Genomic DNA, 18,197 nt, shown 5'->3' with positions numbered 1-18,197 from the left:
GGGGTCATCGGGTGCTGGTCCGGAGAAGGGTCCGGCCGGTCGTTTCCGGCGAGGAGGGTCTCGGCGGTCAATCGGCCGCTGGAATGCCCGGTTCCCTGATTGTCGCCGATGCCATCGGAGTCGAATGGCCAGAGTCGGCGTGACCGGAAGTGTTCACTTTGGTGGTGCGGTGGTTCTCTGCGCTTGTTCGATTTTCGAGGGGGACTGTTTCTCGGTTGGTGGTCGGCCGCTTGAGTTCTTTGTCTTCTCAGTCCCAGGTGGTGCCGGGGGTCTTGCCGAAGGTGTCCCAGGTGGTTCCGGCGGTCCGGGAGAAGGTGTCCCAGGTGGTGCCGGCGGCGCGGGTGGCGGTGTTCTTGGCGGCGGGGGAGGAAGTGGAGTTCGTCATTTTGTTTCTCTTTTCCGGGAGGTTTTGTGTTCGTCCTTGTGAGAACAACTCTCCGGCAAACAGAAGCCTGGAACCAGACGAATGGACGGCAGCAAGCTGCCTGCCCGTGACCACTTCCTGCCACCCGCGAAAACCACGCCCTACGACGTGCGGGAACGCTCGCGCCGTCAGCGCGGGAGGGCGACAGCGCGGGAGCCGTCAGCGCGGGAGAGGGTGGCGGGCGCGCGCGCCGTCCACGCAGGTGTCGCGGGACGTCGGGCCGCCGAAGCGCAGACGGTCGTAGGCGGTGAACGGGGGCTCCAGCGCGTCGAGCTCGTCGACCAGGGCGTGCAGGCGCCCGAGCCACTCCCCCTCCCCTGGTTCGTCCAGCTCGGTGGTGATGGCGGCCACGAGCGCGCCCTTGCGCTGGATGTTCTCCGGGGTCACCGAGTGCAGGCACACGTACCGGCCGTTGAGGTAGCCGTTGAGCTCGTCCTCCCCCTCGGCCGGGTCGGCCCAGTGGGCGGCGAACCACGCGCCGAGCCGGTCCAGGCCGCCGGCCTCCTCGGCGAGGGCGAACAGGTCGGAAGGCACCATTTCGGCGCCGTCGGAGCGCAGGTAGCCGGGCAGCGGCAGGCGCCTGTCCAGCATCAGCCGCCGGACCTCGTCCGCGTCACGTCCGTGGGTCGCGCACAGCTTCTCCAGGACGACGAACTGCTCGCTGACGTAGTCGTCGTCGGCACGCGTCATCGGATGGTCCCCGTTGACCTCGCGGAACCGCTCGGACAGGTGTCGTTTCAGATCCGCCTCGGACATGGGACGTTCCTCCGGTGCTCGCGCGGGGCGGCGCTCCGGCCGCTCTCGTCCCGCACGCTAGCCGTGGATCGTTTCGCCGAGCGTCGAACCATCCCAGGACGACCGGCATCCGGGCAGGAGTGGATCCCACCGGCGCCGGATGAATTGGACGGCTTTTCGGGCAGCGTGCCGGAACAGCCGTGTTCGCGGGAGGTGTGCTGAGCGTTTGGTACCCGGTGATTCGATGTTCGCCGATGCCGTCGATCCGGATGCGGATCAAGAGGGTCTTAGTCGGGCGGCCGGGCTGTTCTCGTTCGATCGAGCTGTTCGTTCAGGTGGATCTGATTGAACTTGATTTCTGATTGCTATGAGCGATTCTGGCGATTGTTCTGGTGTGATTAGTCCCAGGTGGTGCCGGGGGTCTTGCCGAAGGCGTCCCAGGTGGTTCCGGCGGTGCGGGAGAAGGAGTCCCAGGTGGTGCCGGCGGCGCGGGTGGCGGTGTTCTTGGCGGCGGGGGAGGAAGTGGAGTTCGTCATTTTGTTTCTCTTTTCCGGGAGGTTTTGCGTTCGTCCTTGTGAGAACAACTCTCCGGCAAACAGAAGCCTGGAACCAGACGAATGGACGGCAGCAAGCTGCCCGCCCGTGACCACTTCCTGCCACACAGAAAAGCGACCTGCCACCCCCCACGGCGTGACGTGGAGGTCATGGCAGGTCAGGGGGCCGCGCGTCCTACTTCGGGGATCTCAGGTAGTCGCGGTTCATCTGCGTGATCACGTCGAGGGAGATGCCCTTGGGGCAGACGGCGGTGCATTCGCCGGTGTTGGTGCAGCCGCCGAAGCCCTCCAGGTCCATTTGGTCGACCATCGCCACCGCCCGCGAGGCGCGTTCCGGCTGCCCCTGCGGGAGCAGCCCCAGGTGGGTGATCTTCGCGGCGGTGAACAGGGAGGCGGAGCCGTTGGGGCAGGCGGCCACGCAGGCGCCGCATCCGATGCAGGTGGCGGCGTCGAACGCGTCGTCGGCGTCGTCCTTCTTCACCGGCACGCTGTGCGCGTCCGGCGCCGAACCGGCCGGGACGGAGATGAAGCCGCCGGCCTGGATGATGCGGTCGAACGAGCTGCGGTCGACGACCAAATCCTTGATCACGGGGAAGGGCGCGGCCCGCCACGGCTCGATGGTGACCGTGGCGCCGTCCTCGAAGTGGCGCATGTGGAGCTGGCAGGTGGTGGTGGCCCGCTGTTCGCCGTGGGCCACCCCGTCGATGACCATGCCGCACATGCCGCAGATCCCCTCGCGGCAGTCGTGGTCGAACGCGACGGGGTCGTCACCGTCGAGGATGAGCCGCTCGTTCAGGACGTCCAGCATCTCCAGGAACGACATGTCCGGCGAGACGTCCGTGACCTGGTAGGTCACCATCCGGCCGGTGTCGGCGGGGCCGTTCTGCCGCCATACCTTCAGGGTGAGGTTCATTTGTAGCTCCGCGAGCTCAGCTTGACGTACTCGTAGTCGAGGGCCTCCTTGTGCAGCACCGGGACACCGTCCGCCCCGTGCTCCCAGGCGGCCACGTACGCGAAGTTCTCGTCGTCGCGCAGCGCCTCGCCCTCCTCGGTCTGGGACTCGGCCCGGAAGTGCCCGCCGCAGGACTCGGTGCGGTGCAGCGCGTCCAGGCACATCAGCTCGGCCAGGTCGAAGAAGTCCGCGACCCGCCCGGCCCGTTCCAGCGCCTGGTTGAGGCCCTCCTCGTCCCCGGGCACCTTCACGTTGACCCAGAACTCCTCACGCAGCTCGGGGATGCGCTCCAGCGCCTTGCGCAGGCTCTCCTCGGTGCGTTCCATGCCGCAGTACTCCCACATGAGCCTGCCCAGCTCGCGGTGGTAGGAGTCGGCCGTGCGGGTGCCGCCGGTGGACAGCAGCCGTCCGATCTTGCCGGTGACCTGGCCGAGTGCCTGGTCGACGCTCGCCTGGTCGACGTCGCCGAACGGCCCGCCCGCCAGGTAGTCGCCGATCGTGGTCGGCAGCACGAAGTACCCGTCGGCGAGCCCCTGCATCAGCGCGGAGGCGCCGAGCCGGTTGGCCCCGTGGTCGGAGAAGTTGGCCTCGCCGATCACGAACAGCCCGGGGATGGTGGACTGCAGGTCGTAGTCCACCCACAGGCCGCCCATCGTGTAGTGGACGGCCGGGTAGATGCGCATCGGGCGGGTGTAGGGGTCCTCGCCGGTGATGCGCTCGTACATCTCGAAGAGGTTGCCGTACTTCTCCTCGACGGCGGTCTTGCCCAGGCGGCCGATCGCGTCGGCGAAGTCCAGGTAGACGCCGAGCCCGCCGGGGCCGACGCCCCGTCCCTCGTCGCACACGTTCTTGGCGGCCCGGGAGGCGATGTCGCGCGGCACCAGGTTCCCGAAAGCGGGATATATCCGCTCCAGGTAGTAGTCGCGGTCCTCTTCCGGGATGTCGGCGGGCGCCCGGTCGTCGCCCGCGCGCACCGGCACCCACACCCGGCCGTCGTTGCGCAGCGACTCCGACATCAGGGTCAGCTTCGACTGGTAGTCGCCGCTGACCGGGATGCAGGTCGGGTGGATCTGGGTGTAGCACGGGTTGCCGAAGTAGGCCCCGCGCCGGTGCGCGCGCCAGATCGCCGTGGTGTTGCAGCCCTTGGCGTTGGTCGACAGGAAGAACACGTTGCCGTACCCGCCGGTGGCCAGCACGACGGCGTCGGCGAGGTGCGTCTCGATCTCGCCGGTCACCAGGTCGCGGACGATGACGCCGCGCGCCCGCCCGTCGCTGATGACCAGGTCGAGCATCTCGTGCCGGGTGTGCATCTCGACGGTCCCGGCCGCGATCTGCCGCTCCAGGGCCTGGTACGCGCCCAGCAGCAACTGCTGGCCCGTCTGCCCGCGCGCGTAGAACGTCCGCGAGACCTGGGCGCCGCCGAAGGAGCGGGTGTCGAGCAGGCCGCCGTACTCGCGGGCGAACGGCACGCCCTGCGCCACCGCCTGGTCGATGATGTTCACGCTCACCTGGGCGAGCCGGTAGACGTTCGACTCGCGGGCGCGGAAGTCGCCGCCCTTGACGGTGTCGTAGAACAGCCGGTGGACCGAGTCGCCGTCGCCCCGGTAGTTCTTGGCGGCGTTGATCCCGCCCTGCGCGGCGATCGAGTGCGCGCGCCGGGGCGAGTCCTGGTAGCAGAAGGACGTGACCTTGTAGCCCAGCTCGCCGAGGGTCGCGGCGGCCGAGCCGCCGGCCAGGCCGGTGCCGACGACGATGACGCGTAGTTTGCGCTTGTTGGCCGGGTTGACGAGCTTGGCGGAGAAGCGGCGGGTGTCCCACCGCTCCTCGATGGGCCCCTCCGGCGCCTTCGTGTCGCGAATCGGCTCGCCTATCGTGTACTTCACTTGACCACTCCGATCATCACGGCGACGGGGACCGCGACGAAGCCCAGGACGAGCGCGGCGGAGAAGACGGCGGCGAACACGTCGAGGAACCTGCGCCTGCGCCCGGCGGCCAGCCCGAGCGTCTGGAAGGCGCTCCACAGCCCGTGCCGCAGGTGCAGCCCCACCATGGCCAGCGCCACGACGTAGAAGGCCGTCACCCACCAGCGGGCGGGCGCGAAGCCGGCCACGACCCGGTCGTAGGGGGTGGCGTCGAAGCCCTTCGGGTTGACCGCGCCGAACGTCAGGTCGAGCAGATGCCAGATGACGAAGAGCAGGATGATGACGCCGCCGTACCGCATGGTGCGCACGACGTAGCCCCCCGCCTGCGACCTGCGCTTGGCGTACTTCACCGGCCGCGCCTTGGACGCGCGGCGGGCCAGCGAGACCGCCGACCACATGTGGAGCACCACCGCCGCGGTCAGCACGATCTCGGCGACGGTCAGCAGGCTGCGGGCCGGCACCGCGGGCTCGCCGACGGTCCGCAGCCACTCGGCGTACGAGTTGAACGACGCGGCGCCGAGGAAGATCTTGAGGTTGCCGAGCATGTGGCCGATGAGGAAGGCCACCAGGACGGCTCCGGTGACGGCCATGACGGCCTTCTTGCCGTTGGTGGACCCGAACAGGCCCGGGCGCCGCGCGGGCCCTCGCGGGGCGGGCGGCTTCGTTCGCCGGGCGGACGGCTTCGGGGGCGCGTCGCGTCGGGGCACCGGTGTGGTGGCCAGGCCCCGGTCGATCGTCGATGTCACCCTTCGACGCTAGGTAGCGGCCCGGCGGGCGTCCAAGTCGCGTTTCGCCTGGTTCCGATAGCCGGAGGCTATCCTCCGTGGCTCCGCGCGGCGGGCCGGTCCCGGCCGCGCCGCCGATGCGAGCAATCTCACAATGCGGGCACCGGCCGCTGCCGAGCGCGCCGGAAGCGTCCCCGTACGCTGTGAGACGTGCAGCTACAGCAACTCGCCTCGTTCGTCGCTGTGGCGGAGACCTCGCACTTCACGCAGGCGGCGGAGCGGATGCGGGTCGCCCAGCCGTCCCTGAGCAAGCAGATCAAGGCCCTGGAGACCGAGCTGGGCGCGCCGCTGTTCAGCCGCGCCAGGGGCAACGTGACCCTCACCCCGGCCGGCGAGGCCCTGCTCCCGCTGGCGAGGCGGATGCTGGCCGACGCCGACACCGCCCGCCGCGAGGTGGCCGAGCTGGCCGGGCTGCGCCGGGGGCGGGTGCGGCTGGGTGCCACGCCGTCCCTGTGCGCGGGGCTGCTGGCGGACGCCCTGGCCCGGTTCCACGGCGACTACCCCGGCATCGACCTGCTGGTGGAGGAGGGCGGCTCGCGGGACCTGGTGCGCGACCTGGCGCGCGGCCAGCTCGACCTGGCGCTGATCATCCTGCCCCTGCAGAGCAGCGACCCCTCCCTGGTCACCGAGGAGATCCTGAACGAGAGCCTCGTGGTGGCCTCCCCCGCCTCGGCGCGGGGGCGCAAGGCGTACATCAGGATCGACGAGCTGCGCGGGCGCCCGCTGGTGATGTTCCGCCGGGGATACGACCTGCGCGAGGCGACGCTGAGCGCCTGCCGCCAGGCCGGGTTCGAGCCGCGTTTCGCCGTGGAGGGCGGCGAGATGGACGCGGTGCTGCGGTTCGTGGAGGCCGGTCTCGGGGTCGCGGTGGTGCCGTCCATGGTCCTGGACGGCCGGCCGGGCCTGGCGGGCACTCCGCTGGCGCCGCCGGGGCTTCGCCGCACGATAGCTCTCGCTCACCGCAAGGACGTCGAACCTACCCGGGCCGCCCACGCCTTCCGCGCTACGCTGCTGTCCTATCTACTGGTGGCCGCCGAGGAGGGATCTTTGCCGCAAGGTGTCGCACTGGCCCAGCAGCCGGCCGACTAGCCGGCCGTGGCTACCCACCGGTATCGAGGGGCATTTCTCGTGCTTCCTACCCCCGAGTCACGGTTTAGCACTTTCATGCGTTCGAACGACTTTCGCTATAAGGTGCAGGGCAACAGTCAAGGTCAACCATCACTTCACAAGAGGCACAAGTGACCGCGCTCTCGCCCGGCATGCCGGAGGCGCCGACCGAGATGCAGACGATCCTCCTCATCGAGGACGACGCGGGTGACGCGTTCCTGGTCGAGGAGCTTCTCGCGGCGGCGCCCACACCCCCCAAGATCATTTGGGCTCGCAGCCTCGCCGAAAGCCTCGACCGGCTCACCTCCGAGGTGCAGTGCGTGGTCGTCGACCTCTCCCTGCCGGACGCCAGCGGCCTGGAGGCCCTGCGTCAAGTGATCACGATGGCGCCCAACACCGCCGTGCTGGTGCTCACCGGCCTCAACGACGCCCACGTCGGCGTCGAGGCCGTCGCCGCCGGCGCCCAGGACTACCTGGTCAAGCAGGACGTCGACGAGCGGCTGCTCGCGCGCGCGATCAGCTACGCCATCGAGCGCAAGCGCGCCGACCTGGCCCAGCGCAACCTGGCCGACGCCCAGCACCTCAGCCGCGAGAACGCCCGGCTGGAGCACGGCCTGCTGCCCGTGCCCATGCTGAAGAAGGAACTGGAGAGCGAGGGCCTCCAGCACCAGGCCCGCTACCTGCCCGGACGCAGGCAGGCGCTGCTCGCAGGCGACTTCTGGGACACCGTCCAGACCCCCGACGGCGCCGTGCACGTGGTCATCGGCGACGTCTGCGGCCACGGCCCGGACGAGGCGGCCCTCGGCGTGGCCCTGCGCATCGCCTGGCGCACCCTCGTGCTGGCCGGCCACACGGGCAACGACCTGCTGGCCACCCTCGACCGGGTGCTGCGCAACGAGCGCAAGTCGCCGGAGATCTTCACGACCATGTGCATGGTGACCATCGACCCCGACCTTCGGCACGCCCGGCTGCACGTGGTGGGGCACCCGCCGCCGCTGCTGGTGCGTGATGGGGTGCACGGCGGCGTCGACATCGTGCCGGGCACGCCCTCCGGGCCCCCGCTCGGCATCTTCCACGACATCGACTGGACCACGATCGACCTGGAGCTCGGCGAGGACTGGTCGATGCTCCTGTACACCGACGGCCTGATCGAGGCGACCGTCGGCGGCGGCCCCGACCTCCTGGGCACCGAGGGCCTCATCCGCCTCATCCGCGAGCAGGGCGAGATCGACCTCGACCGGATCATCAGCGCCGTCCAGGCGATGCACCGCGACGCGCTCAGCGACGACCTGGCCGCCGTGCTCGTCGGGCGGAGCGTCCGATGACCGAGGCGGTCCACCCGGCCCGTACGCCCGACCAGGAGCCGGCCGTGACCGAACTCGCCCCCCTGCCCTCCCCCGAGCCGCCGAGCGGCGTCGGGCGGCTGCCCCTGGGCCGGTGGTTCCTCATCGCGGGGATGATGGTCGCCCTCGCCTTCGTGCTCGGGACCGGCCTGACCCTCGCGACCGTCAACTCCATGAACGCCGCACGGGAGTCGGTGGTCGACGTGATCGACCCGGCCGTCCTGCACACCCTGGAGGTCGCCACCGCGCTCTCGGCGGAGGAGAGCTCCATCCGCACCTACGGGCGCACCAACGAGGACCAGTACCTCCAGAGCTACAAGGCCGGGGTGACCGCCGAGTCGGCCGCGACCGCCAAGCTCGGCGCGCTGATGGGGCGGATGCCCGAGGGAACGGCCAAGGCCGACCTCGCCCACCTGATCGAGACCTCCGCCGCCTGGCGCCGCGACTACGCCGACGTCGTGATCGCCAAGGTGCCGGAGCTGAAGAAGCAGACCGCGACCACCTACGCCCAGGTCAACACCCAGCGGTTCACCGCCGTCCGCGCGGCCCTGTCGGCCCAGCAGGACAACCTCGGCCGGCTGCACAACGTCGGCAGCGACCGCATCGAGGCGGGCTGGCGGACGTTCTACCTGGTGCTGATCGTGCTGGCGCTCGTCTTCGTGGGCGCGGCCGTGGCGTTCACGCTGATCATCAGGTACATCGTGCTGCGGCCGATCTCCCAGCTCACCCAGCAGGTGCGTGCGGTGGCCACGGGCGACTTCGACCGGACGCTGCAGGTCGACCGGCCCGCCGAGCTGGCGGAGCTGTCCGGCCGCGTCGACGCCATGCGCGGGCGCATCCTGCGCGAGTGGCGCCGCGCCGCCGAGGCCCAGCGGATGCTCTCCGACCAGACGGTGGAGCTGCGCAGGTCCAACGCCGAGCTGGAGCAGTTCGCCTACGTGGCGAGCCACGACCTGCAGGAGCCGCTCCGCAAGGTCGCGAGCTTCACCCAGATGCTGGACCAGAGGTACGGGGACCAGCTCGACGACCGCGCCAAGCAGTACGTCGCCTTCGCGGTGGACGGCGCCAAGCGCATGCAGTTGCTGATCAACGACCTGCTCGACCTGTCCCGGGTCGGCCGCGTGGGCGGGGAGAAGGCCCCGACGGAGGCCGGCAAGGTGGTGGACACCGCCGTGGGCAACCTGGCGGCGCAGATCGAGGACACCGACGCCGTCGTGACCCACGACGGGCTGCCGACGGTCTTCGGGAACCGCGTGCTCCTCACCCAGCTCTTCCAGAACCTCATCGGCAACGCCCTGAAGTTCCGCTCCGACCGGGCGCCGCGCGTCCACATCTCCGCCCACGAGCAGGGCGACATGTGGGAGTTCGCCTGCGCCGACAACGGCATCGGGGTGGACAGCAAGTACGCTGACCGCATCTTCCTGATATTCCAGCGGCTGCACCCACGGGACGTGTATCCGGGTACGGGCATAGGCCTGGCGCTGTGCAAGAAGATCGTCGAGTACCACGGCGGGAAGATCTGGCTGGAGGACCCGGACCCCGACCGGCCTGGCACCACCTTCCGCTGGACCCTGCCCGCGACTCCTGGAGAGCAGCATGGATGACTACCGCTTCATCGACGTCCTTCTGGTGGAGGACGATCCAGGCGACGTCCTGCTGACCCAGGAGGCCTTCGAGCACAACAAGGTCCAGAACACGCTGCACGTCGTGAGCGACGGCGAGCAAGCCATGGCCTTCCTGCGCCAGGAGGGCCAGTACGCCGGGAAGCCCCGGCCCGACCTGATCCTGCTCGACCTCAATCTGCCCCGCAAGGACGGCAGGGAGGTGCTGGAGGACATCAAGGCCGACGCGGCGCTCCGCAGCATCCCCGTGGTGGTCCTCACGACCTCCGAGGCCGAAGAGGACATCCTGCGGAGCTATCATTTGCACGCGAACGCGTATGTCGCCAAGCCGGTGGACTTCGACCAGTTCATCCGGGTGGTCCGGCAGATCGACGACTTCTTCGTCACGGTCGTCAAACTGCCGCGAACCGGGCAGCGATAGCCGGTCTGACAGGGACGTGACGGGAATCACACCAGGTCAGTCCAAAAAGTGAGTGACCCTTCTCACACAGAGGTATCGCACCGTCGTAACGTAGACCCCCACCGGCACGCGCGCGGCTGTGTGACCGGCGCGAACCACGACGCGCGCGGCACCCAAAGCCAAATGTGAAAGCCCGGACCCCGCACCGAATGGCGAGGGGGGTCCGCGGGAGGTGGAGAGTTCTCCGATGACCCAGACAACGGCCGGTCGGCCGACCAATGAGCCGGCGCAGAGGAAGCAGCGAGCCCAGATCAAGGCCCGCACCCTGCGCACGGACCGATGGTGGCTGGCCCCGGCTATCACATTCGCGGCACTCGCGTCGTTCCTCGTCTACGGACTGTGGGCGATCTTCGACAAGAGCTACTTCGTCGAGCCGTACATCGCCCCGTTCTCGTCGCCGTGCCTGGCGACGTCCTGTCCCGAGGGCGCGCGGTTCCTCGGGCTCGCGCCCTTCGGCGACTGGTGGACGCTGCCGCCCGGAATCCTGATCCTCGGCCTGCCCGCCGGATTCCGCATGACCTGCTACTACTACCGCAAGGGGTACTACCGCGCCTTCTGGCTCTCGCCGCCCGCCTGTGCCGTGGGCGAGCCGCACAAGAAGTACACCGGTGAGACGCGGCTTCCGCTGATCATCCAGAACATCCACCGGTACTTCTTCTACGGCGCCATCGTCATCGCCGGGATCCTGACCTGGGACGCCGTGCTCGCGCTTCGCGACGCGCAGGGCGACTGGGGCCACTTCGGCCTCGGCACGGCCATCCTGTGGATCAACGTGGTGCTGATCTGGGCGTACACGCTGAGCTGCCACTCCTGCCGCCACATCACGGCCGGCCGGCTCAACCACTTCTCCAAGCACCCCGTGCGCTACAAGATGTGGACCTTCGTCTCGAAGCTCAACTCGAGGCACATGCTGCTGGCCTGGCTCTCCATGTACTCCGTCATGCTGGCGGACCTCTACGTGCGGCTCGTCGCCAAGGGCATCATCAACTTCCCGTTCGCTTAAGGATCACAGTGGAAATCGAGCGTCACGAATACGACGTCGTCGTCATCGGAGCGGGCGGCGCCGGACTCCGGGCGGCAATCGAGGCCCGGCAGCAGGGGAAGCGAACCGCCATCGTCTGCAAGTCCCTGTTCGGCAAGGCCCACACGGTCATGGCCGAGGGCGGAGCCGCCGCGGCCATGGGCAACGTCAACTCCGCCGACAACTGGATGGTGCACTTCCGCGACACCATGCGCGGCGGCAAGTTCCTCAACAACTGGCGCATGGCCGAGCTGCACGCCAAGGAGGCCCCGGACCGCGTCTGGGAGCTGGAGGCCTGGGGCGCGCTGTTCGACCGCACCAAGGACGGCAAGATCAGCCAGCGCAACTTCGGCGGCCACGAGTACCCGCGTCTCGCCCACGTCGGCGACCGCACGGGCCTGGAGCTGATCCGTACGCTCCAGCAGCGGGTCGTCGCCCTCCAGCAGGAGGACGAGAAGCTGCACGGCGACCCCGAGGCGTACCTCAAGGTCTTCGCCGAGTGCACGATCACCCAGCTTCTCAAGGCCGGACCCGACGAGGACTCCCCCATCAGCGGGGCCTTCGGCTACTGGCGCGAGACCGGCCGCCTGATCTGCTTCGACGCCCCCGCGGTGGTCCTGGCGACCGGCGGCATCGGCAAGTCCTACGTCGTGACCTCCAACTCCTGGGAGTACACCGGGGACGGCCACGCGCTCGCGCTGCTCGCCGGCGCCAAGCTGATCAACATGGAGTTCATCCAGTTCCACCCGACCGGCATGGTCTGGCCGCCGTCGGTGCGCGGCATCCTGGTCACCGAGTCGGTCCGCGGCGACGGCGGGGTGCTGCGCAACTCCGAGGGCAAGCGGTTCATGTTCGACTACATCCCCGAGGTGTTCAAGGACAAGTACGCCACCACCGAGGAGGAGGCGGACCGCTGGTACAACGACCAGGCCAACAACCGCCGCCCGCCGGAGCTGCTGCCCCGTGACGAGGTCGCCCGGGCGATCAACTCCGAGGTCAAGGCCGGGCGCGACTCCCCGCACGGCGGCGTGTTCCTGGACGTGTCGAGCCGGCTGCCCGCCGCCGAGATCGTCAAGCGGCTGCCCTCGATGCACCACCAGTTCAAGGAGCTGGCCGACGTCGACATCACGGCCGAGCCCATGGAGGTCGGCCCCACCTGCCACTACATCATGGGCGGCGTGGAGGTGGACGCCGACAGCGGCGCCTCGTCGGTGCCGGGGCTGTTCGCGGCCGGTGAGGTGTCGGGCGGCATGCACGGCTCCAACCGCCTCGGCGGCAACTCCCTGTCGGACCTGCTGGTGTTCGGCCGCCGCGCCGGCGCCGGCGCCGCGCAGTACGTCGACGGGCTCCCCGGCCGGCCGGTCAGCCCCGAGGAGACGCTGAAGGGCGCCGAGGTCGAGGCCATGGCCCCCCTGTCGCGGACGGGCGGCGAGAACCCGTACGAGGTCCACCACGAGCTCCAGCGGACCATGAACGAGCTCGTCGGCATCATCCGCAAGGCCGAGGAGGTCCAGGAGGCCCTGGAGGTCGTCGAGAAGCTCAAGGAGCGCGCGGCCAACGCCGGCGCGCCGGGCGGGCGGATCTACAACCCCGGATGGCACCTGGCGATCGACCTGCGCAACATGCTGCTGGTCTCGGAGTGCGTCGCCCGCGCGGCGCTGATCCGGCAGGAGAGCCGCGGCGGCCACACCCGGGACGACTTCCCCGTGATGTCGGCGGAGTGGCGGCGCAAGCTGCTCAGGTGCGGTCTCACGCCGGACGGCGCGGTCACGATCGAGGAGCGCGACCAGCCGTCCATGCGGGACGACCTGATCGCCCTGTTCGACCGGGCGGAGCTCAGCAAGTACATCACCGCCGACGAGCTGGCGGACTTCGACACGCTCGTTAAGGAGTCCTGATGGGATACAAGGCCAAGTTCCGCATCTGGCGCGGCGAGGGCGGCGAGGGCAAGCTCGAGGACTTCGTGGTCGAGGTCAACGAGGGCGAGGTCGTCCTCGACGTCATCCACCGGCTGCAGGCCACGCAGACCCCCGACCTCGCGGTCCGGTGGAACTGCAAGGCCGGCAAGTGCGGCTCCTGCTCGGTGGAGATCAACGGCAGGCCGAGGCTCGGCTGCATGACGCGGATGTCCACCTTCGAGGAGGACGAGACGATCACCGTGACCCCGATGCGGACGTTCCCCGTCATCAAGGACCTGGTCACGGACGTGTCGTTCAACTACAAGAAGGCACGGGAGATCCCGTCGTTCACCCCGCCGGACAACGTCAAGCCCGGCGAGTACCGCATGCAGCAGATCGACGTCGAGCGGTCCCAGGAGTTCCGCAAGTGCATCGAGTGCTTCATGTGCAACAACGTCTGCCACGTGATCCGTGACCACGAGGAGAACAAGCCGGCCTTCGCCGGGCCGCGCTTCCTCATGCGCATCGCCGAGCTGGACATGCACCCGTACGACGTGGCCGACCGCAAGGACTCGGCCCAGGAGGAGCACGGCCTCGGGTACTGCAACATCACCAAGTGCTGCACCGAGGTGTGCCCCGAGCACATCAAGATCACTGACAACGCGCTGATCCCGATGAAGGAGCGCGTCGTCGACCGGAAGTACGACCCGCTGGTCTGGCTCGGCAACAAGATCTTCAAGCGGACCGGGTCGTCCAGCTCGTCGGGCTCCAAGACGAGTTAGACCGGGCACCACCACGCAAGGGCCGCTCACCACCACACGGTGAGCGGCCCTTCCGCGTACGGGTCACGGACCCGGGAGAGGCGACCCAGGAGAGGCAGGGAGGGGCGGTGTCAGGAGGAGCGGCGGCGGAAGCGGCCGAGGATGCCGCGACGCGGCTCGGCGGCGTCGCCGGGCAGCGGCGCCTGCAACGTGAACCCGCTGACGTCCCCGGACGAGCCACGGGAACCGGGCCCCTGGGACGGCGTCCCGTCGAGCACCGGGCCCTGCTCTGGGGCCGGACGGCGTCCCGCCGCCGGGAAGGTGATCGTCTCGCCCGAGCCGAACCCGCCGGTGTTCTCACGGGGCCAGCGCTCGGAGGCGCCGGGGGCGAACGAGATCGGGCCGCCCTCGATCGGGGCGAGCGGGATCTGCCCGCCGCCCGCGCCCTGACCGTACGAAGGACCGGGGCCCAGCTCGTACGGGCCGCCGAAGGACGGGCCGTCCTGCGGCCCGCCGAGCGCGCCGGGGTGGCCCTGTACCGGCACGAAGCTGATGATCGGCGCGTAGGTCGTGCCGCCGTGGTAGATCGGGTAGCCGGGCATCGGGTACCCGGGGAACTCGTCGCCCCGGTGCCTGCCGGGCGAACGCGGGCCCGCCTTGCGCACCGCCGCGGCGTGCGCCATCCGCCGGATCCTGCCCTCGAAGATCAGCACTCCGAGCATCACCAGGACGGCCAGCAGCACGCCCGGGATGGCGAGCTTCCTGCTCAGCTCGAGCTGGTCGTACTCGGGGGAGGCGTTCCGGATCTCGATCGGCACCGAGTCGGGCGTCGGCTCCTCGAAGGACACGGCCGGCTCGGCGCTCTCCGACGGCGAGAGCGTCGGCGAGGCCGGCGCCAGCGACACCTGCGGGTCGGGCACCTGGCTCTCGACCGTGGGCTGCGTCGACGGCAGGATCGGCTCGCTGGTCGGCAGGGTCGGCGGGGTGCTGGTGGGCAGGGTCTCGACCGGCGGCACCACGGGGGCGGTCTTCGTCGCGCTCGGGCTTGACTTGACCGGTTTGGTCTTGGTGGGCTTGGGCTTGGGGTCGACCGTCTTGGTCTTGGTGACCGTCGGGTCGGGGCTTTCGGTGATCGTCACCGTGACGGTGGGCTCCGGCTGGGGGTCCTGGCCGTCCGGGTCGGTCACGTCGCTCGGCACGTCGGTGATCGTCGGGTCGCTCGGCTCGACCTCTGTGGGGTCGGCCATGGCGACCTGGGCCGCGTTCGCCCTGGGTGCCGTCAGGGGCGAGGTCGCCAGCAGCACGACCCCGGTCAGCGCGAGCGAGGCCACCACCGCGGACGCGGCCGTCAGACGCACGCGTCCGCTCATCGATGCCCTCCGCCCAGCCACCATCGCCCATTCGACTACGGCAAATACTAGTCGGGCAAAAGTAACAGTAAAGGGCGTTTGACGACACCGCTCCGGTGACGACCCCAATCCACGAGAACCCCGCCCGCACCGAAGCTTCAGGGCGACGGCCCCTATCGGGCGAAAGCCCACCGACGCCGGAGCTTCAGATCACGGCCCATCCACGGGAAGCCGCCGACGCCAGAGCTTCAGACCACGGCCCATCCACGGGAAGCCGCCGACGCCAGAGCTTCAGACCACGGCCCATCCACGGGAAGCCGCCGACGCCAGAGCTTCAGACCACGGCCCATCCACGGGAAGCCCGCCAGCGCCAGATCTTCAGGTGACGGCCCTATCCGCGGGAAGCCCGCCGGCGGCGGAGCTTCATCTGCAGTGCCAGTGCGCCCAGCAGCAGCACCACGGCGCCCACGACGGCGGGGAGACCGCGCACCATCGAAAGGTCACCGTTGTCGGTGCCCGCCATCAGGTCCTGCTTCGGCGGGAGGGCCTCCTGCGGCAGGGGCGCGCCCATCGCCGGGCCCGGCGGAAGACCGGGAAGCGTCTGCGGCTGACCGGCGAACGGAGACTGCCCCGGGTAGGGCTGACCGGGTATGGGCTGACCAGGCAGGGGTTGTCCGGGCATGGGCTGGCCGGACATGGGCTGCCCGGGAACCGGCTGGCCCGGCATCCCCTGGTCCGGGTTCTGGCCGGGAACCGGCTGACCGGGAATCGGCTGCCCCGGAAGCTGGCCCGGCATCGCCTGGCCGGGCAGGCCCTGCGGCTGGCCCGGGCGCAGGGGCGTCCCCTGCGCCGGGTTCTGCGCGGGGCCGGCTCCGGGGGCCAGGACGGTGCCCGGAGCCGGCGCGGTCGTCCGCGCCGGCGGCATCGCGACCGCCGGAGGCATCTGGAGCGTGGTCATGGGCGCCACGGGCGGCGCCTGCATCGGCATCGGGAGGGGCATCGGCATCGGGACCACCCTCGCGGGCGCCTGCGCGACCGCCCTCCCCGGGTGGGCCGGGATGCCGGGCGCCGGGTGCGGCACGGCGGGCGAGGCCTTCACCTTGCCGGGGCGGTGGTGGCGCGAGGACCTGGGGGCCGCATGGGCGGCGCCTGGCACCCTCGGGGCGGCGGCGACGGGCTTCTGCTCCTGCCAGCCGCCGGTCTGCGGGGACCTCCCGGTCACCTCGACCAGCTTGGTCTCACCGGGTCGCCGGGCGCCGGGCCCGGCCAGGATCTCGATCCTCGGGTCGATGCCCGCCATGCCCTGCGAGTCTTCTGGGAGGTCCGGCAGGGTCGGGCCCAGGTCTCCGCTGGTGTTCTTCGGAGCATGCCCGGCCGCGCCACCGGCGCCCGCCGGGCTCTGTCCAGCCGCTTGGCCACTCGCGTCCTCGATGCCCTGCACAACCCGGCCACCCGAATCGCCCTCGACCGAGCTCTCCAATTCGCCCTGACCGGCCGGGCTTCCCATATTGCCCTGACCGGCCGGGCTTCCCATATTGCCCTGAACGGCTGGACTTCCCGTGGTGCCCTGGACGGCCGGGCCACCCGAATCGCCCCGTACGGCCGGGCCGCCGGAGATGTCCTGAACACCCTGAACCACCGGGCCGCCCGCGATGTCATTGGCGCCGTGCGCCGCCGGGCTGCCCGAAAGGTCCTTCACGTCCTGGGCCGCCGGGCCGGCGGAGGCGGTCTCGGGGGCGTGGCCGGCCGAGTTGCCGTACACGTCCTTGGTGCCCTGGCCGGCCACCCCGCCGATCGGCCCACCCGGGCCGGTCGCGCTCGCGAAGTCGCCCTTGGCGCCCTGCGGGCCCTCGGGGACGCCGTCAGGGGCACGGACCCCCGCCGGCCCGGGAAGGCCGGCGGCCGGGACGGACCCGGCGGGAACGATCACCGCGGGCCGCTCCCCGAACGGGCCTTTCTGCGCGGCGACGGCCGCGGGACCCGACGCGGCGGACCCGGCCGTGCCGAGGGTGGCGGAGTCGCCGACGACCACGCCGGAGCTGGCGGACACGCCCGTGCCCGCGTCGGAGCCCCCGACGGCACCGGGCTCGTCGGTCGGGCCGGAATGGTCCTCGGCACCGGGGCCGGCGTCCTCGCCGCCCGTGGTGACCGACCCGGCGCCGGTGGCCAGCTCAGGTTCGACGTCGAGCCCCTTCGGCACGGCGTCGGCGTCGAGCGGGGCCGGGTCCAGCAGGGGACCCCGGGTGCTGGACGGCTTGTCGATGCGGAACGTCACGTCCGCGACGCGGCGGATCCACTGGACGCCGCCGGGGTCGCGCATGTGGGCGACGGCCGTGACCCCCACCACCGCCGCCTCACGGGGAACGGTCAGGGCCACGTCCACGGTCTTGGTGCCCGCGATTTCTTCGAACTCGCAGACCTGGGGGCGCGCGGCGGCCCGTACGGGCGCGACGGCGGGGTTCTCGCATCCGACCGAGGAGAGCGCCTCCTTCGGGGTCGCGGCCACCGCGAGCCGCGCGTTCTGGGCGGGCCCGTCGAGCTTGACGCGGAAGTGCAGGATGTCGCCCGCACGGATCGGCGTACCCTGCCGGGCCGGATCGGTCGCGCCCATCAGGCGCACGCTGAGCTGAGCGCTGTCCACCGAGTCCGGCGGATCGGCGAAACCTTGCTCCGCCGCCAGGGCGGGAGCCGTTCCCCCGCCGCCGATGGCCAGCGCTCCGGCGCCGACCGCGGACATCACCTGGGCACGTTGCCACCAACCGGCCACTGCGAATCCCCGTCCCCCGATACGTTGCGCGACAAACACATCACGCTGTGTAGCAGTTATCTCACACCGCGCCGGGGTTCAACCCTCAGGGATCAGTTCTTGCACAGCGCGCACCACGGGCAGGTCGGCGGGCAGCCAAGGAATGTCATAGAGCTCGTCATGGGCCAGCCAGCGGAGTGCCAAGTGCTCATGGGGATGGGGAACGCCCGAGATGAGCCGCGCGAGCCAGACGCGCATCACGTACCCGGGGCTGAGCGGCCAGTCGCCGCCGATCCTGTCGCCCACCGCGATGCCGACGCCGAGCTCCTCCTGACACTCCCGGACCAGCGCTTCGTGGTCGGTCTCCCCCGGGTCGACCTTGCCTCCGGGGAACTCCCAGCCGCCCGCCATCGCCGGCGGCCCGGCACGCTGGGCGGCCAGAAGCCTGCCCCCCTCGACGATGGCCGCCGCCACAACAATCCTCTCCATGCGGGTAAAGACTAAGGAGTCCCGCACCG

At 70.3% G+C, this 18,197-nt stretch carries 16 protein-coding genes; 7 read left to right on the top strand and 9 right to left on the bottom strand.

Annotated features, from left to right (window positions below; translation table 11 throughout):
- Positions 1-247: 247 nt before the first annotated feature.
- The 6 genes from NYZ98_RS08160 to NYZ98_RS08135 form a co-directional block, all read right to left on the bottom strand.
- The gene (locus NYZ98_RS08160; RefSeq protein ID WP_262841949.1) at positions 248-385 is read right to left on the bottom strand and encodes a hypothetical protein; all 138 of its coding nucleotides are present in this window, start codon (positions 383-385) and stop codon (positions 248-250) included.
- Positions 386-583: 198 nt separating this feature from the next.
- Positions 584-1,180 (bottom strand): DUF6058 family natural product biosynthesis protein, encoded by a 597-nt coding sequence (locus tag NYZ98_RS08155; protein ID WP_262841948.1) that lies wholly within the window; start codon positions 1,178-1,180, stop codon positions 584-586.
- Between the two features lie 377 nt (positions 1,181-1,557).
- A complete protein-coding gene (locus NYZ98_RS08150) occupies positions 1,558-1,695 on the bottom strand; it encodes a hypothetical protein (RefSeq protein WP_262841947.1) in 138 nt (45 codons plus the stop codon).
- A gap of 193 nt (positions 1,696-1,888) precedes the next feature.
- On the bottom strand, positions 1,889-2,626 hold the full coding sequence (locus tag NYZ98_RS08145; RefSeq protein WP_262841946.1) for a succinate dehydrogenase/fumarate reductase iron-sulfur subunit: 738 nt from the start codon (positions 2,624-2,626) through the stop codon (positions 1,889-1,891).
- Positions 2,623-4,548 carry a fumarate reductase/succinate dehydrogenase flavoprotein subunit gene (locus tag NYZ98_RS08140; protein ID WP_262841945.1) on the bottom strand — a complete coding sequence of 642 codons (1,926 nt, stop codon included), beginning with the start codon at positions 4,546-4,548 and terminating at the stop codon, positions 2,623-2,625. Before NYZ98_RS08140 ends, NYZ98_RS08145 begins: the two co-directional genes overlap by 4 nt.
- A complete protein-coding gene (locus tag NYZ98_RS08135; RefSeq protein WP_262841944.1) occupies positions 4,545-5,333 on the bottom strand; it encodes a succinate dehydrogenase cytochrome b subunit in 789 nt (262 codons plus the stop codon). The genes NYZ98_RS08140 and NYZ98_RS08135 overlap by 4 nt, the downstream gene beginning before the upstream one ends.
- 189 nt (positions 5,334-5,522) lie before the next feature.
- On the opposite strand from NYZ98_RS08135, the gene NYZ98_RS08130 reads away from it, so the two are divergent.
- From NYZ98_RS08130 to NYZ98_RS08100, 7 genes are all read left to right on the top strand, one after another.
- On the top strand, positions 5,523-6,461 hold the full coding sequence (locus NYZ98_RS08130) for a LysR family transcriptional regulator (RefSeq protein ID WP_262841943.1): 939 nt from the start codon (positions 5,523-5,525) through the stop codon (positions 6,459-6,461).
- Between the two features lie 149 nt (positions 6,462-6,610).
- Positions 6,611-7,804 (top strand): PP2C family protein-serine/threonine phosphatase, encoded by a 1,194-nt coding sequence (locus NYZ98_RS08125; protein WP_262841942.1) that lies wholly within the window; start codon positions 6,611-6,613, stop codon positions 7,802-7,804.
- Complete coding sequence (locus tag NYZ98_RS08120) at positions 7,801-9,426, top strand: sensor histidine kinase (RefSeq protein WP_262841941.1); 1,626 nt, start codon at positions 7,801-7,803, stop codon at positions 9,424-9,426. Before NYZ98_RS08125 ends, NYZ98_RS08120 begins: the two co-directional genes overlap by 4 nt.
- Entirely contained in the window at positions 9,419-9,865 is a 447-nt protein-coding gene (locus NYZ98_RS08115; protein WP_262841940.1) for a response regulator, read from the top strand. The genes NYZ98_RS08120 and NYZ98_RS08115 overlap by 8 nt, the downstream gene beginning before the upstream one ends.
- 226 nt (positions 9,866-10,091) lie before the next feature.
- Positions 10,092-10,907 (top strand): hypothetical protein, encoded by an 816-nt coding sequence (locus NYZ98_RS08110; protein WP_262841939.1) that lies wholly within the window; start codon positions 10,092-10,094, stop codon positions 10,905-10,907.
- A gap of 8 nt (positions 10,908-10,915) precedes the next feature.
- Positions 10,916-12,823, top strand: a complete 1,908-nt coding sequence (locus tag NYZ98_RS08105; protein WP_262841938.1) for a fumarate reductase/succinate dehydrogenase flavoprotein subunit — start codon at positions 10,916-10,918, stop codon at positions 12,821-12,823.
- Positions 12,823-13,605, top strand: coding sequence for a succinate dehydrogenase/fumarate reductase iron-sulfur subunit (locus tag NYZ98_RS08100; protein WP_262841937.1), 783 nt, complete (start codon positions 12,823-12,825; stop codon positions 13,603-13,605). The genes NYZ98_RS08105 and NYZ98_RS08100 overlap by 1 nt, the downstream gene beginning before the upstream one ends.
- Positions 13,606-13,715: 110 nt before the next feature.
- Here NYZ98_RS08100 and NYZ98_RS08095 read toward each other — a convergent pair whose 3' ends face one another.
- The 3 genes from NYZ98_RS08095 to NYZ98_RS08085 form a co-directional block, all read right to left on the bottom strand.
- The gene (locus tag NYZ98_RS08095; protein ID WP_262841936.1) at positions 13,716-14,954 is read right to left on the bottom strand and encodes a hypothetical protein; all 1,239 of its coding nucleotides are present in this window, start codon (positions 14,952-14,954) and stop codon (positions 13,716-13,718) included.
- 370 nt (positions 14,955-15,324) lie between these two features.
- Entirely contained in the window at positions 15,325-17,670 is a 2,346-nt protein-coding gene (locus tag NYZ98_RS08090; protein ID WP_262841935.1) for a hypothetical protein, read from the bottom strand.
- A gap of 108 nt (positions 17,671-17,778) precedes the next feature.
- Positions 17,779-18,168 (bottom strand): (deoxy)nucleoside triphosphate pyrophosphohydrolase, encoded by a 390-nt coding sequence (locus NYZ98_RS08085; protein ID WP_262841934.1) that lies wholly within the window; start codon positions 18,166-18,168, stop codon positions 17,779-17,781.
- Between the last annotated feature and the right edge of the window lie 29 nt (positions 18,169-18,197).

The organism is Sphaerisporangium corydalis (assembly GCF_025506355.1).
Classification (GTDB): Bacteria; Actinomycetota; Actinomycetes; order Streptosporangiales; family Streptosporangiaceae; genus Sphaerisporangium; species Sphaerisporangium corydalis.
Note: the sequence above shows the minus strand (reverse complement) of the source record. Positions and strands in the feature narration are given on the sequence as shown.

Coding starts and splice junctions, on each gene's coding strand:
- NYZ98_RS08085 (WP_262841934.1), bottom strand. CDS start 18,168: ATGGAGAGGATTGTTGTGGCGGCGGCCATCGTCGAGGGGGGCAGGCTT.
- NYZ98_RS08120 (WP_262841941.1), top strand. CDS start 7,801: ATGACCGAGGCGGTCCACCCGGCCCGTACGCCCGACCAGGAGCCGGCC.
- NYZ98_RS08160 (WP_262841949.1), bottom strand. CDS start 385: ATGACGAACTCCACTTCCTCCCCCGCCGCCAAGAACACCGCCACCCGC.
- NYZ98_RS08115 (WP_262841940.1), top strand. CDS start 9,419: ATGGATGACTACCGCTTCATCGACGTCCTTCTGGTGGAGGACGATCCA.
- NYZ98_RS08090 (WP_262841935.1), bottom strand. CDS start 17,670: ATGTCCGCGGTCGGCGCCGGAGCGCTGGCCATCGGCGGCGGGGGAACG.
- NYZ98_RS08155 (WP_262841948.1), bottom strand. CDS start 1,180: ATGTCCGAGGCGGATCTGAAACGACACCTGTCCGAGCGGTTCCGCGAG.
- NYZ98_RS08110 (WP_262841939.1), top strand. CDS start 10,092: ATGACCCAGACAACGGCCGGTCGGCCGACCAATGAGCCGGCGCAGAGG.
- NYZ98_RS08150 (WP_262841947.1), bottom strand. CDS start 1,695: ATGACGAACTCCACTTCCTCCCCCGCCGCCAAGAACACCGCCACCCGC.
- NYZ98_RS08095 (WP_262841936.1), bottom strand. CDS start 14,954: ATGAGCGGACGCGTGCGTCTGACGGCCGCGTCCGCGGTGGTGGCCTCG.
- NYZ98_RS08100 (WP_262841937.1), top strand. CDS start 12,823: ATGGGATACAAGGCCAAGTTCCGCATCTGGCGCGGCGAGGGCGGCGAG.
- NYZ98_RS08145 (WP_262841946.1), bottom strand. CDS start 2,626: ATGAACCTCACCCTGAAGGTATGGCGGCAGAACGGCCCCGCCGACACC.